This is a genomic window from Flavobacterium sp. CF136 (assembly GCF_000282055.1).
GTDB lineage: Bacteria > Bacteroidota > Bacteroidia > Flavobacteriales > Flavobacteriaceae > Flavobacterium.
In genome coordinates this window covers 18,210-34,007 of record NZ_AKJZ01000014.1, presented here as the reverse complement: position 1 = coordinate 34,007, position 15,798 = coordinate 18,210, and the positions used below count along the sequence as shown (strand labels likewise).

At 33.9% G+C, this 15,798-nt stretch carries 8 protein-coding genes and 1 tRNA gene; 3 read left to right on the top strand and 6 right to left on the bottom strand.

Annotated features, from left to right (window positions below; genetic code table 11):
* Positions 1–3: 3 nt before the first annotated feature.
* A complete protein-coding gene (locus PMI10_RS05965) occupies positions 4–2,076 on the top strand; it encodes a protein-disulfide reductase DsbD family protein (protein WP_007805645.1) in 2,073 nt (690 codons plus the stop codon).
* A gap of 212 nt (positions 2,077–2,288) precedes the next feature.
* Complete coding sequence (locus PMI10_RS05960; RefSeq protein WP_007805640.1) at positions 2,289–2,594, top strand: hypothetical protein; 306 nt, start codon at positions 2,289–2,291, stop codon at positions 2,592–2,594.
* Between the two features lie 528 nt (positions 2,595–3,122).
* Here PMI10_RS05960 and PMI10_RS05955 read toward each other — a convergent pair.
* From PMI10_RS05955 to PMI10_RS05940, 4 genes are all read right to left on the bottom strand, one after another.
* Positions 3,123–4,727, bottom strand: a complete 1,605-nt coding sequence (locus PMI10_RS05955) for an MGH1-like glycoside hydrolase domain-containing protein (protein ID WP_050992429.1) — start codon at positions 4,725–4,727, stop codon at positions 3,123–3,125.
* A 122-nt stretch (positions 4,728–4,849) separates the two neighbouring features.
* Positions 4,850–6,313 (bottom strand): glycoside hydrolase family 30 protein, encoded by a 1,464-nt coding sequence (locus PMI10_RS05950; protein ID WP_007805637.1) that lies wholly within the window; start codon positions 6,311–6,313, stop codon positions 4,850–4,852.
* A 565-nt stretch (positions 6,314–6,878) separates the two neighbouring features.
* Positions 6,879–8,339, bottom strand: a complete 1,461-nt coding sequence (locus PMI10_RS05945; RefSeq protein WP_238539450.1) for a RagB/SusD family nutrient uptake outer membrane protein — start codon at positions 8,337–8,339, stop codon at positions 6,879–6,881.
* Positions 8,340–8,444: 105 nt separating this feature from the next.
* Complete coding sequence (locus PMI10_RS05940; protein WP_007805635.1) at positions 8,445–11,531, bottom strand: SusC/RagA family TonB-linked outer membrane protein; 3,087 nt, start codon at positions 11,529–11,531, stop codon at positions 8,445–8,447.
* A gap of 354 nt (positions 11,532–11,885) precedes the next feature.
* Between PMI10_RS05940 and PMI10_RS05935 the strand changes: the two genes are divergently transcribed.
* Complete coding sequence (locus PMI10_RS05935; protein WP_007805628.1) at positions 11,886–14,753, top strand: helix-turn-helix and ligand-binding sensor domain-containing protein; 2,868 nt, start codon at positions 11,886–11,888, stop codon at positions 14,751–14,753.
* 410 nt (positions 14,754–15,163) lie between these two features.
* Here the strand turns inward: PMI10_RS05935 and PMI10_RS05930 are convergent.
* Positions 15,164–15,248, bottom strand: a tRNA-Ser gene (locus PMI10_RS05930).
* Between the two features lie 159 nt (positions 15,249–15,407).
* On the bottom strand, positions 15,408–15,797 hold the full coding sequence (locus PMI10_RS05925; RefSeq protein ID WP_007805626.1) for an acyl-CoA thioesterase: 390 nt from the start codon (positions 15,795–15,797) through the stop codon (positions 15,408–15,410).
* Position 15,798 lies beyond the last annotated feature (1 nt).

Below are 15,798 nucleotides of genomic sequence, written 5' to 3'. Positions count from 1 at the left end.
AACATGAAAAAAATATTTCTTTTTATCGCAATTTTCTTTGCGGTAAGTAACCTTACTGCCCAAATTTACGATCCAGTTTCGTTTACTTCTTCCATAAAAGAAATTGGAGAGAATAAATATACCCTGATCATAACTGCCAAGATTGATAAAGGCTGGCATATTTATTCTCAGAATGTGCCAAAAGGCGGACCGGCACCAACGAGTTTTACTTTTCCTAAATCGAAAAATTTTAAAACCATTGGAGGTGTTACAGAACCGGAGGGACATGAAGTAGATGATCCGGTTTTTCAGATGAGGATTAAATACTTTGCAGACAAAGCAGTTTTTACACAAAAGATAGAACGAAAATCTGCAGATGCTTTTACCATTAATGCCAGCATATTTTTTATGGTCTGCAATGATAACAGCTGTTTGCCGCCAACAGATAAGGAAGTAAAATTCACATTCAAAAAATCAGATCAGCTGGTTCAAAAAGAAGAAATTCCAGAGGTAAGCACAGCTCAAAAAAATAGTGATTCGCCTGCAAAAGAAGAATCTACTGCTAAACAGGATACCGCAGACAACACAACAGATTCTGTTTCTACAGCCGGCACAGACATTCCTAAAAGCGTAAATAATGCCGCCGAAAAAGCTTCAACAGGAAAAACAGCCCCTGAAGAAAGTTTATGGACATTATTTTTTCTCAGCTTTTTAGGAGGTCTTGCGGCTTTGTTTACGCCCTGCGTATTTCCAATGATTCCAATGACAGTAAGTTTCTTTACCAAACAGAGTAAAAACAAAGCTGCAGGAATTAAAAATGCAGTGATGTATGGTATTTTTATTATCGTGATTTATGTGATTTTGGGAAGTCTGGTTACAGCCATTTTCGGTGCAGATGCTCTAAATGCTTTAGCTACAAACGTTGTTTTTAATATAGTATTCTTTCTTCTCTTACTGATTTTTGCGTTATCATTCTTAGGAGCTTTCGAAATTGTACTGCCAAGTTCATGGCTGACAAAAATCGACCAGAAATCAGAAATTGGCGGTGCTCTTGGTATTTTCTTTATGGCATTAGCTTTAGCTGTAGTTTCATTTTCATGTACGGGACCAATTGTAGGAACCTTACTAGTTCAGGCAGCAAGTCAGGCGGGAATTGCACCAATAGTCGGAATGCTTGGTTTTTCATTAGCAATCGCATTGCCATTTGCCTTATTTGCAGCATTTCCAGGCTGGATGAATTCACTTCCTAAATCGGGAGGCTGGCTGAATTCTGTAAAAGTAGTTTTGGGCTTTTTAGAATTGGCTTTAGCCTTTAAATTTTTAAGTAATGCCGATTTAGTTTTACAACTGCATTTATTAGAAAGAGAAGTTTTCCTTGCGATATGGATTGCTGTTTTTTCTGTACTGGCTCTTTATTTATTTGGGAAAATCCAATTATCGCACGATACGCCCCTAACTCATATTTCTGTTGGAAGATTGAGTTTAGGAATTGTCGTCTTGTCCTTTGTAATTTACATGATTCCTGGACTTTGGGGAGCTCCGTTACAATACATCAGCGGATTCCCGCCGGCAAAACAATACAGTGAGTCACCAAATGGTTTTGGAAATGCAGCAACGCAGAGCACAGAAAAACAAGCACTGCCGGAAGGTGCAGAAAGCGGTCCAAACGGAATCCCGACTTTTCATGATTATGAGCAGGGTTTAGCTTACGCCAAAAAAGTAAACAAACCTATAATGATTGACTTTACAGGATATGCCTGCGTAAACTGTCGTAAAATGGAAGAACGCGTCTGGCCTGATCCTAAAGTTTTGAATGTTTTAAATAACGATGTTGTTTTGATTTCTTTATATGTAGATGACAAAAGACCGCTTCCAATTGAAGAACAGGTTGTTTCTAAAATTACCGGTAAAGTCTTGAAATACACAGGACAGAAATGGAGTGAACTGCAGATTTTAAAATACAAAACCAATGCTCAGCCTTATTACGTTTTAATGGATCATAAAGAAAATGATCTAAACAAACCTTCTGCTTATAATCCGGATATTAACGGCTATTATGAGTGGCTTCAGGAAGGAGTTCGAAACTTTAAGAAATAATATAAAGTTATGTTTAGTTTTTTACTTCCCCATAGAATCATAGATTTTTTGAGATTTTAAAAGAGGCATTTCATTTATTTAAACAAACATAGCAGGCATTCAAACTATGTGTTGAGAAATGAGTTTCTCTTTTACAATCTTTTCAAAAAAAAATAAAAGCTATGTGTCTTCTATGTGTTTAAAACAAAAGATACCGAGAAAATAAATATCAAATGAAAATCTTTCAATCAAAATATTGGACTTTTATCCTTTTACTCGGATTAAAAAGCACTGCCCAGTTTTCCACTACAATTCCGTTGAGGAAAGATGTTGTTTCAGGAAAACTAAAAAACGGAATGAAATATTATGTACTCCATAATGCGTTTCCAAAAGACCGTGTCAGCTTTTATTTTGCCCAAAATGTTGGAGCCATTCTGGAAACATTAAACAAAATAACCGTATCAGATATAAAGGCTTTTGCGAAGCAGTTTTTTGCACAGCCTAAAACTGTAGAAGTAGTTATGAAATCGAAACCTTAGACCGTTCAGCGGTTTTATTATACTTATTGGTTTTTCATTCATTATTATTTTAGAAGTATTTGAATTAGTAAGCTTGTACACTATTTGAAAAACCTAAAAGAGCTGTTTTGCCGACAGCTCTTTTTAATTTTGTATCTAATTGTACTAAAAAAACAGTAATGATAATTTCTATTGACATAATTTATTAATTATAGTCAACCTTTTTTAGGACAAGACATTTAAAACAAAAAAAGCTCCAGATTTCTCTGAAGCTTTGTCTTAGTAGCGGAAGCATTCAAATATTTAACCAGTTTATTGAGGATTATTATAGCATGTGCGTCTTAATTTAATTTTGTGAAATTCTGATAATCTGGTTAGAGAAACTTAATTAAAAAGATTAATTAGTTTTGCAAAATGCTCTAAATTAAGAATTGATTAATCGTAAAATCTCGTGGTTCAAGTCAAGTAATTTTTTTCAACTGATATATTAAATTTTTCAATGCATACGAGTTATATCATAATAGTTGTTAAGAATAATTTCCAGATAATTTAAAAATTGTTTTTCCCTATATTAATATCTTTAATAAATTTTCCCCCTGACCACTTTACAATTAATTTAAGTGGCACATTTGAAGTAATTATCATAGATGGTTTCTCTCGTATATTTTTTCGTTTTTTGCATTGTATGTCAATGCTTCCATTTTCACCATAAGGATAATGCTTAACCCCATATTCATCAGTTAAGTTCACATCAATTAATAATTCATTATTTGGCACATTAGGACGTATGCCAAATACGTATTCAAATAATACATTGATTGGGACTAAACCTGTCCAACCAACAAAATTCGAATGGTCATTCCCTTGCACTTTATCTGGTGCATAGTTTTCCCAAAGAGTATCTGTCTTATCAAATACTTCAACAACATTATTCAGGTGATTAATGGCTATCTGGTAAGCCAACGAATCGAATCCGTATTTAGTGAGACCACGTAATACCATGTAATTGGTAGGAGCCCAAACGGCTCCATTCCAATACCCTCCGCCGGGATCAAAATTTGCGTCATCGGCCGATAGGGTTGGAATCATGTGCTTACGTGCAAACATTGTAGTATCCTGAAGATGTTTAACAAAATCATTAATTCTATTTTCCGGAACTGCACCCGCTAATAATCCCCAATAGGATGCTATACTTTTAGTTTTACTTAGCTCTCCATTTTTAAATCGGTCAAAATAATATTTATCTTTTTCATCCCACATATAATTGTTTATTTGATTGGAGAGTTTGTCAGTTTGATTTTTAATATCAATAACATCGTTCTCACGCCCCAGCACTTTGGCCATTTCGACAAGTATTTTAGCCGAATAAACTTCTTGAAATGAAGTGTCAATCCATGACAAAAATCCGTGACTCCATGCTGCGTTAAAGTTTTTGGACATTCGGTGTTGGTTATCCATTCCACAACCCCATCCACTTGAATAATAGGTTCCATCAGGCCAGGAACGATAAGTATGAAACCACTCATAATAAGCCAGAAGTATGGGAAAAACTTTTTTTAACCTATTAGTATCATTATAATTTAAAAAATACTCCCATTCCGACCATGGCATAATATTAGGACCGGTGCTGGAAGGGTCAAATCGTTCGAAACAATCGCTGCCGTCACTCCCTCTTATTTCACGACATATAAATCCATCACTATGTTGCTTTGCATAAAAGTTATTTAATGTATTTTGGAAATTAAATACAGGCTTGGCGTATTTGCCATACATAGTCATAAAACTACAGTCCCACATAAAAATATTTCCGTTAAAAGCCGGATCGATAAATGGTGAAACAAAACCACTGTTTTTATTGACTTGTTTAAGATTTGAAAAAGCTATTTTCCATGTTCTCCAATAGCATTTCATTACATCAGGTCTGACACTCCAAAAAGGCTCCGGCAATCGCTCTTTTGCTTCAACAAAGTCAGGAGGTGAGGAGGTGTCACTAGCCATCCCGATATAAAGATTCTGCTCAACTAAGTTGTTTTTTACATATGTATTGACATAAGGCTGTCCAAAACCTGTAAAAGTCCAAAGATTGATGACTAAACTAAAAACTATCAATTTAGTAGTTCTTAGATTATTAGGATTTTTTAAATTAATTTTCATCATATTATAATTTTCGTTTAAATATTGACCATAGCAGTTTGAATTAGATGCTTTTGGTTTTTAGAAGGAGATTTTATTATTTTTATTCAAAACTATGCTGACTAAAGCCATCAAAAAAATGATTAATAAACTAATGTTTGAATAGCATGTGCAGGAATTACTATGATTGTTTTCTCTGAAGCGATAATCAAATTATAAGTAATCTCTTTATCAGATTGATTCATGACCACTGTAACCATTTTCCCGTCTGTATTCAGGAATGAAGTGCTTAATAAATTGCTTCTGCTTACAGCTGTGCTGACTCTTTTAGCATTTGGACGAATAAATTTCGAAAAATGACCTATATAATAATACGAAGGTGTATAAATCAATTCCCCTGAATTGATGTCGGCATGAATTGGTGCAAAACAAAAATTACCTACATGATTTGGCCCTCCGTTTTGATCTAAAAGGATGTTCCAATCCGTCCAGCCCACCGTTCCATTATTGAAATCATTGATAATAGAAGTACCATATCGTTCACCGTTTGCCCAAAATTGGTATTTCTTGGCATCAAAACTCTCAACACAACCTTCAGTGAACAATAAATTCTTAGTTGGATATGCTTCCTTAACTTTACGAACATTATCAAACATGGATACTCCGCCTGCCCAGGATTCATACCAATGAAATCCCATTCCCCAGGCATATTTTGAAGCTTCCGGGTCTGAAAAAATAACATTTGCCCGGTCATTCATTAAATCGCGATTATGGTCCCAAACCACAATTTTCTTGTCTCCCAAACCTTCTTTTTTCATTGTGGGACCAAGAAAGTTTTTCAGAAAATCTCTTTCAGCTTCAGCAGTATACACGCAAGATTCCCAAGTTTGGACAGCCATGGGCTCATTTTGTACCGTAAGACCCCAAATTGGGATTCCTTCTTTTTCATACGCTTTGACAAATTTTGTATAATAATTTGCCCAGGATTGGTAAAACCCCGACAGTAATGTGCCTCCTTTTAGCATATTATTATTGCTTTTCATAAAAGCAGGCGGACTCCATGGTGAAGCATAAACCAATAATTTTCCTCCAGCAGTTTTTATGGCTTCTTTTAGCATTGGAATACGATATTGCCTGTCGTGGTCAATATTGAAAGTCTTCAAATCGGCATCTCCCTCTTTGATATACGTATAGCTTCCACTGCTAAAATCTGAACTGTGAATTGTTGTTCTTACCAACGAATAACCTATTCCTTTTTCTTTATTATAGTAGGCGTTCATAAATTCTTGCTGCTTGTCTTTTGTCAATTTTGCAAAAACCTCAGCACTGGCATCGGTGATTGCGCCTCCGATACCCAAAAAGGTTTGGAACGTTTTTTTAGGCTCAACAAAAACGGAAACTTCACTTTCTAAAGGTTGCTTTGATGTTACAAATGTTAATTCATTTGTTTTTTTTAGTCGTAATTCCGTGTTTTCTGCGGTAGTATAAACTATAATTTTTGCACCATTTGTGCTAAATCCTTTTTGACTTTTTATGTTTTTATTCTGTTGGGCAAAAAGAGCCAAGGAAAGGAATAGGCAAAAAAATAATAGGTTGTCTTTTTTCATTGTATTGTAATCTAATAAGTATATATTAATTTAATTTTTATCAATATTTATTTTTGATATTTATATGTAGTTTATAAAAAAATAGCCCATAGGTATAAATAACTATGTATGGGCTATCCTAACTAACCAAACTAATCAAAATATATTCTTTACTATTTCTGGATACCCTATTTCAATAGGTAATTTGATTACTGCTAGAATTTTGCAAACTATTTTAATTCTAATCTCGTACAATTTTAATAGCTGATTTACAATTAGCAACCTTGGCTACTAGTTGTAAAGCAATTAATTAAAAATGCATTTTACAGTAACGCTATTTAATCTGGTATTCTTGAAATTATTAATTTTCTATGTTTTGCTTTATTTTTGAATCTCTGTAAATAGAAATAAAAAAACATTTAATCTTTTATAAATGTCAAATTGAAAATGGATTCAAAAAAAATCCAAAATTTAGGGATAATTGTTTTTGTTTAAATTAAGGCCTCCTGCAGTTGCAGGAGACCTTTTGTAAAGTTGGTTGACTTTAAACAACTATTTTTCAATCAATTAATTATTTTAATATTAATTACCAACCTGGATTTTGTATGATTTTATCATTATTGTTAACCTCTGCAGCAGGTATTGGGTATAATTTATGTTTTTCTGCAAAGTTGCCATTTTTATTAAAACCTTGATTTTTCAATATAGTGGAAGCGTCTCCCCAACGAATTAAATCAAGAAATCTAAATCCTTCAAATGCCAATTCCAATCTTCTCTCTGTCTTAATTGCATCCATCGAAACTACTTTAAACGGCAGCGCCACTCTGTTTCGTACTTGATTAAAATGCACTTGAGCTCCTGCAATATTTCCAGCTAAAAATTTCGCCTCAGCAGCCATTAATAAAACGTCAGCATATCTGATTAATCTAAAGTTTGTTCCATAATTCAATTCAGTAATAGGTCCATCAGTTTCAGCGGCTAATGTACCATACTTAAGTCTAAAGTAACCTTCCATTCCCCAAACCGGGTCTGGTTTTGTCCAGTCTTCTGTCCAATCTCCGCCATATTTCGATCTAAGATCCGCTACTGATAATATAGAAGCATTTTTTCTAATCATGTCACCTTCTGCATCAAATGCCTGCGCCATTTTAGCTGTTGGATAGTTAAATCCCCAACCCCCTTGAAGGCCAGAGGTTCCGCTTTTGAAATAATCACCTCTTGGCCCCATCAACTGCCAGTTAATATTACTTTCCATTGCACGGCTTGCCCATGGGAAATTTCCCCAATCATAGCCTGCAGTAGAAACATAGCCAATTTCAAATAAGGATTCTATACCATATTCGGATTCTTTTAAGAATATCTTTGAGTAATCTGTAGCAAGACCGTACTCATTTGATTGAATAACTTTGTCAAATGCAGTTGCTGATTCTGAATATTTCTTTTGATATAAATAAGCCTTACCTTTCAAAGCCCAAGCAGTACCTTGTGACATTCTAAAACGCATTTCAGGGGAATACTCACTCTTTTTAGGAAGATCTGGAATAGCTTCATCTAAATCTTTATGTATTTGCGTATAAATCTCCTCAGGTGTAGATTTTGCAATTACATATTCAGCTGGTGATGGAAGCTTTAAACGCAATGGCACTCCATCCCACATTGAAACTAATTCAAAGTAGAAATACGCTCTCAAAGCCTTGGCTTCTGCTATCATTTTGATTTTTACTGGTGTATCGCCCTCTGCTGTATTAATAATTGCATTCGCTCTCATTATACCAAAATACATAGCTTGAAATGAATGTTCTATTGGCTTATTCTCTGAGGTATAAGAATAGTCGTCCAGTTGTTGGTATGGTGGCTGATCTGCATCTGACGCCCCCCCAGCGTGGGATTCATCAGAAGGAAATGATTTTACAACATACATTGAGTTCCAGTCTTGATTATAAGCCCATTGTAAAACATCATAACAAGAAAATACACCTTCTTGTAATTCTTCTTCCGTTTTAAAATAATCTTCTGCCGCCAGAACACCATAAATTGGTTTATCCAAGAAATCTTTTTCACAGGATGTTAGCATTAAAACTAGGCCTGCAATAACCGATAATTTATAAATTAATTTTTTCATTGTTATATATTTATAATAATAGTCATTAAATTAAAATGTTACTGATAAGCCTGTCATTAAACGGCTTGCGTTAGGATACAAACCTCTATCAATACCTTGAGAGTTGTTTGAGAAACTTCCTACTTCCGGGTCGATCCCTTTGTATTTTGTGAATGTAAAGTAATCATCTAACGATATATATAGTCTCAGACTAGTCATTCCCGTTTTTTTGATTAATTCCCGGTTTAAATTATAGCCTAATTGAATTTGTTTTATTTTCACATAAGATGCATCCTGAACCATTAAATCACTTGAATAAATGATTGGGTCACTGTACGAAGCTTTTGGGAAGCTATTGGTGCTTCCTTCCCCCGTCCATCTGTCAGTAAAAAAGTAGGATGGACGATTAGTAGTTGGGTTGTCAACTCTGGCTAGTGCCATGAAGTTTTCTCCTCCAAAAGCGCCTTGCAAAAATACTTTGAGATCAAATCCTTTATACTCAAGATCAATAGTTGTTGCGATCAATAAATCTGGATGTGGATCCCCAATGTATGTTTTATCTTGGTCGTTGATATCGCCATCACCATTGGCATCTACTACAATTGGATCACCAGGTGCTGGAGACCACGTTGTAACACCGCCCAAAGATGTTTTATAAGCGTTAACCTCTGATTGATTTTGGAATATACCATTTGTTTTATATCCTCTATAGAACCAAACTGGTTTACCTAACTCAAAAGAGGTGATAGTTCCTAGTACAGGAAGGCTTGCTCCATCAACTCTGTCAAGTAATGGGTTCAAATACGTTACTTCATTTTTGATAGTAGTTAGGTTAAAGTTGATGCCATAATTGAAATCACCTCTTTTTTCTCTCCATCCTAATTCTATTTCAATACCCTTGTTCGTTACATCTCCTGCATTAGCGTAAGGAGCTGGGTAACCTGTAGATAATGGAGGAGAGGAAGGCGTTAATAGATCTTTGGTTACTTTGTTGTAATAATCAAAACCTAGTGTCAATCTGTTGGTAAAAGCTCTTAAATCAAATCCAAAATCGGTTTGCTCTGTTGTTTCCCATGTTATATCTTCATTTGCCAAGGCTTTAAGTTCTCCAACCGTATGATAATTACCAAGTGCATCTGGGTATTTTAAACCATCTTTAGTAATAAGGGCTTTCCATTGGCCTGCTCCAATATTAGAAGTTGAACCGTTTTGACCCCAAGAACCTCTTAACTTAAGGTAGTTTATAGATTCCATTTTCCAAAATGATTCATTTGATAACACCCAACCTCCTGATACAGCGGGGAAATAACCCGCTCGTTTATTTGGTGCAAAAAGCGAAGAATTGTCATTTCTCAAAGAAGCCTGAAACAAATATTTATCGTTATATGAATAAGTAATACGCCCAAAATAAGAATCCATCGATGTTGGATATTTATTACCCGAAATAGTTCCTGCTACAGGAGTTTCACCAACAGGCGCCCATTGATCTCCTTCTTTAATCATACCGGATGTACGTGTATTCAAGTAACGATTTTCTGAATCTTGGGCTGACATTCCCAGCATAGCAGAGAATTCATGCTTGTCAATTTTTTTGCTGTAGGTAGCAAAGTTTTCCCAAAGCCATGTTTTAAATATCCCTTGATTGTATATTTTAGTATTTGTAGTGTTTTGTTTGTTTTGATTCCACCAATATTTTGGAGTCCAATCATCATAGTTATTAAATGCTTGTTCAATCCCAAAACGTGTTGTAAAAACAAATCCTTCAAAAGGCTTGATATTAGCAAACACATTACCAATAATTTTAGTTTCTTGTGAGAGACCATTATCAAGTGCGATTTGCCCAATAGGGTTGGCCATTTCTCCAATAATATAGTTTGATAAACCATAATATTCTCCCTTTTCATTGGTAAGTATTGGATACCCCGCCGCTAATGCAGCCTGTACATGTTGCGGTAATGCAGTTCCACTTGGATAATAAACTGGAGTTAATGGATCCATCAACAAAACATGATTCATAATACCATTAAAACTATCATCTTCAGTGAAAGCTTTACGTTTATTTATGGAATAAGAAAAGTTTTCACCCACTTCTAAATACTTACTTACTTTGTGATTTGAGTTAAACCTCATTGTTGTACGATTAAAATTGGTCTTATCTCCCCCAAAAAGTCCGTCTTGAGTAAAAAAGTTACCTGAAAGTAAAAATGTTGATATTTCATTTCCTCCAGAAACCTGAAGAGTATGATGTTGTATAGGCGCAGCATTTTCAGCAGTTTCATCAATCCAGTTTGTGCCTTCTTTGCCTTTCCATTCCGCTACATTTGGCTTGTTTCCAGGAGGTTTAGTTTCATCAATCCATTGTACATACTGGTCAGCATTCATCATCTTTAAATTGCTTCTTAATGATTGAAAGCCGTATTGCGTACTATATGACACATTCATAGTGCCTGATTTCCCTTTTTTAGTTGTAATCATTACAACACCATTACCACCATCAGCACCATAAATAGCTGCGGAAGCGGCATCTTTTAAAATCTCCATCTTTTCGATATCGTTTGGGTCTAAGAAATCAATGTTGCTTGTACGCATTCCATCTATAACATAAATAGGGTCAGAATTACCATTTGATCCTGCCCCACGGATACGAATCTTGGCTCCTGCCCCAGGAGCTCCCGATTGTGGCAAAACAGTAACCCCAGCGGTTTGTCCTTGCAATGCTTGGGAAGTCGTTGCAACAGATAAATTTCCTATCTGACTAGCCTTTATTGAAGATATTGCACCCGTAACAACACTCTTCTTTTGAGAACCATAACCAACAACTACAACTTCATTTAAGGATTGTGTGTCAGAGTTCAGTTTAACTTGAATTTCATTTCTCCCGTTAATTGCTTCTTGTACGGTTTTGTATCCAATAAAGCTGATTGTCAAAGTTCCATCTTTTGGAGCCTTTATTTGGAATTTCCCATCAAAGTCTGTCAAAACTGATGATGTAGTCCCCTTTAGTACTATGGTTGCCCCTGGTATTGACATCCCCTTATCGTCAAGTACTTTTCCATTTATGGTAGCATCCTGTGCATGACCATAAACTGAGAATAATAGTGACGAAATACAAAAAATAAATGTTTTTAATAATTTCATTTTTCTAAAATTTTGGTTAATTAATTAGTAATTCGGAGTAATATTAAACATGTTTTTTTACTATTCGGAATTATACTCCCAAACAAAACCTCAGCAAATCTAACTTTACACCGAAAAAAAACCAAACAAAACCTCAGCATGTTTATTTTTAATATATTCATTATAAGATAGTTATAATTTTAATGTATTGCGCATCAAAGTATTTTAAAACAAAAAAAACTTGCATTGCTAAAAAAAAGATAATTTAGCCTTTTTGATAGGCTGGTAATCAGTAAGTATTACAGATTATGGCTAAAATGACAATCATTTTTTTAAAGAGAAAAATTGACTGACTACAACTTAAAAGAGATAATCATGAATCAAATAAAATTAAATACCCTTTTTTTTCTATTATTTGTAATACCCTTTTTTGGTCAAATCAAAAACATTGGAATCCCTGACATCCGAAATTATAAAAGAACCGATTATAAAGGAGGTACTCAAAACTGGAATATTGACCAGGATAAAAACGGAAATATTTACTTTGCCAACAATAACGGTCTATTTCAATTTGACGGTGCATCATGGCGAAAGTATAGCTTACCAAATTCTCCCCTTATTAGATCCGTAAAAATTGATGATTCGGGCAAAATATTTGTCGGAGGTAATAATGAATTTGGCTATTTCAAACCTAATTCTAAAGGAAAACTGGAATATTTTTCTTTATCTAAAATGGTAAATATAAATACAGTCAAATTAACTGGTTACATTTGGAAGATACATATTCATAAAGGGGAAGTTATTTTTCAATCTTTTGAAAGGGCTTTTATCTTTAAAAACAATAAACTTAGATTATTGGAAGCCCCCACTAAATTCCAATTTTCATTCCAAGTAAATAACCACTTGTATTTTCAAGATATTACAGCAGGGATAATAGAATACAAAAACGGAAAATTATTCCAGCTAAAAAACACTACCATTTTAAATAATACAGAAATCTGGGGTATCTTTCCTATGCCTGATAACAAGTTGCTCGTTGCTACTTTAAACAAGGGTCTTTTTAAATATGACAATGAAAAAATGATTCCTTGGGATACCGAAGCGAATGTATTCATCAAAAAGAATGGTTCACTTGGAGGCGTTACTATAAAAGACAACTTCATTGTCCTCAATTCAGTTTTAAACGGGATTATTATATGTGATTTAAATGGAAAAATCATTCAACATATTGATCGCGACAAAGGACTCCAGAATAATACTGTGCTAACCTCTTTTATTGACAACAAGAATAATCTTTGGCTTGGTTTAGATAGCGGAATCGCATTTATTAATGAAAACTCACCATTTAGTTATTTTCCTTTTAGTTATAATCTAGGTAGCGTTTATGCATCGGTCGTATATAAAGAAAATTTGTATGTAGCTACAAACCAAGGCATTTTTTACCATCCTTGGAACAAAAACTTCAATGAAAGCAGTTTTACCCTAGTAGAAGGAACAATTGGTCAAGCCGACGCTATTCAAGTAATTGGAAACCAATTATTATGCGCACACAATAATGGTGCTTTAGTGATTGAAGGAGGGAAAGTGATAAAAGTACTGGATGAAAATGGTTATTCTAGATTTCAAATAATCCCCAGTCGGCCAAATTTTATTATAGGATCAAATAAAAATGGGTTTGCGGTATTCGAAAAGACAGCTAATGGTTTAGAATTCAGAAATCAAATTGGGGGCATTTATAAATCCTCTTTATCTTTCGAAATGGATAATAACTATTTATGGCTAAAAAATGATGGATTATTATATCAAATGGCACTGTCTTCTGATTTAAAAAAATTTAAATTGATAAAAACCATTCCTAATTTGTCGGCTAATGACAAAGGTTTTGGAAGCATCCAAAAAATAAACAACAGTATTTACTTTCAAACAAACAATCATTTTTATAGATATTCAAAAGAGCAGGACTTATTTTATGTAGACAAAAAAATGAGTTTGATTTTTAAAGACATTCCCAGAATTAAAGCATTAACTGAAGATACCAATGGAAACCTCTGGTATGTATTCAATGAATCATTAGGCGAATTAATGAAAAATAGCAATGGTAGTTATACAAATATTGTCGCCCCATTTTCAAGTTTGACGGGTAATTTAATCACGGATCGTCTTTCTGTAAATACCATTAATCCAAAAAACATATTTATAGGACTTATAGACGGATTAGCACATTACGATTCCCAACTATTAAGCAAAACAGTCAGTAAACCCAACGTTTTTATTCGAAGTTTTTCCTCACCCAGAGATACACTAATCTTTGGAAACGAGAAAAAAGTGTCTGAAAAATATTTAATTCCGTATTCTGCAAATCATGTAAAATTCACCTTTTCATCCCCTACTTATGAAAATCTTGAGAATCTTGAATTTTCATATCAATTGGAAGGTTTTGATGAAAAATGGAGTAATTGGTCAACAATTTCATTTAAAGAATATACCTACTTGAGAGAAGGTAATTATAAAATGAAATTAAAAGTGAGAAATAGCTATGGAATTCAATCAGAAGAAACATTTATTGTATTTACGGTTTCTCCACCATGGTATAGACATTTTTTAGCATACTTAGTTTATATTTTACTTGCTATTACATCCATATTTTTTATCCGGAACAGGATAAAAATGAAAATACGAAAAAATAAATATTATGAAACCATTGAGCAAAGAAGACTTTATCTGGAAAAGGAATCAAAAATCAGACAAGAACAATATGAACTGGAAAAGGAAAATGAAAAACTAAAAAAGGACAAGCTTAAAACCAAGATTCTAGCAAAAGACAAGGAGCTAGTCAATAATTCTTTGCAGGTAGTAAATAAAAACAAAATTCTAAACGGAATCATCCATAAACTAAAAGACATTAATACAGAATCATTTGATGAAACCACTAAATCCCAATTTACCAAATTAAACAGAAGCATTGAAAAAGAGGTAAATACAGACACAAGCTGGAAAGATTTAGAAAAACACATCAAAAATGTTCATTATGATTTTTTAAAAAGATTAAAAGAAAAACACCCAACAATTTCTCCTCGAGAATTAGATTTGTCGACATATTTATTAATGAATATGTCAACAAAAGAAATTGCAGAAATTATGAATGTTTCAAGTCGAGGAGTTGAAGTTTCCCGACATCGTTTAAGAAAAAAAATGGGTCTGGATACAAAAGAAAACCTGGTTAGTTATTTGATGAGTATATAATAAAAAAGCTGCCCATTACTCATTTTTTTGAGCAGGAAAGAGACTCGAACCTATTGATAAAAAATAAATAAAATAAACAGCGTATATAAAGTTTCGAGCCTAATCCTCGCAGAGCCTTATTTCGCTAGGTATTTGGATGTGTAAAGTATTTTGTGCCATGATTCTGCCACAAAATTAGTTTTGGTGACTATCTTTAAAACAGCCTTAGTTTTTTGTGGTAAAAAAGGTATCTACTCCAATACCGATGTGCCACGATTCTGCCACAAAGATTTTGATTGATTTTATAAATATTGAAAAGTGGTATAAAAGAAAAAACCCTGCAAATCGTTGGATTTGCAGGGTTTACCGCTTTTTTTAGGCTTTTTTGAAAACTTTGAAAATCTTATTTTTCCTTTGTTTTCGGGCCTTCGCGGAGAAAGAGGGATTCGAACCCCCGGACCTGTTACAGTCAACAGTTTTCAAGACTGCCGCATTCGACCGCTCTGCCATTTCTCCAGTATGTTGCTATCATTTACTGATTGCGAGTGCAAATATAGTACGCTTTTTCGATTATAAAAACTTTTTTTGCCCTTTTTTGATGATTATTTTAAAGAAATTTTCAAGTGCTTCATAATCAGTATTTATTAAAACGATATTTTACGTTAAATAAAACAATTAATCCAAAATTGGCGTTGGTTTTTTGTTTTCATCAACTGCAACAAAAGAAAAAGTTCCTGAAACCACAGTTTCACGCTGTTCTGAATACATTTGTTCCATGAAAATATCAACGTGAATTTTACAACTTGTCCTTCCCACATTGACCACTTTTGCCACTAATTCGATTAAAGTTCCGGCCGGAATTGCTTTTTTAAAATCAATTTGACCTGTCGATATTGTTACAACTTTTTTTCGGCTAAATCTCGTAGCGCAAATAAAAGCAACTTCGTCCATGAGATGAAGTGCAGTTCCACCAAATAAAGTGTCATAGTGATTGGTAGTACTCGGAAAAACAGCTTTAAAAATATGTGTCTCAGATTTTATGATTCTTTCTTCTAAAGTTCCCATA

Excerpts from the sequence above, each read along its gene's own strand:
- PMI10_RS05935 (WP_007805628.1), top strand. The coding sequence starts at position 11,886 with ATGAATCAAATAAAATTAAATACCCTTTTTTTTCTATTATTTGTAATA.
- PMI10_RS05955 (WP_050992429.1), bottom strand. The coding sequence starts at position 4,727 with ATGAAAATTAATTTAAAAAATCCTAATAATCTAAGAACTACTAAATTG.
- PMI10_RS05925 (WP_007805626.1), bottom strand. The coding sequence starts at position 15,797 with ATGGGAACTTTAGAAGAAAGAATCATAAAATCTGAGACACATATTTTT.
- PMI10_RS05940 (WP_007805635.1), bottom strand. The coding sequence starts at position 11,531 with ATGAAATTATTAAAAACATTTATTTTTTGTATTTCGTCACTATTATTC.
- PMI10_RS05960 (WP_007805640.1), top strand. The coding sequence starts at position 2,289 with ATGAAAATCTTTCAATCAAAATATTGGACTTTTATCCTTTTACTCGGA.
- PMI10_RS05950 (WP_007805637.1), bottom strand. The coding sequence starts at position 6,313 with ATGAAAAAAGACAACCTATTATTTTTTTGCCTATTCCTTTCCTTGGCT.
- PMI10_RS05965 (WP_007805645.1), top strand. The coding sequence starts at position 4 with ATGAAAAAAATATTTCTTTTTATCGCAATTTTCTTTGCGGTAAGTAAC.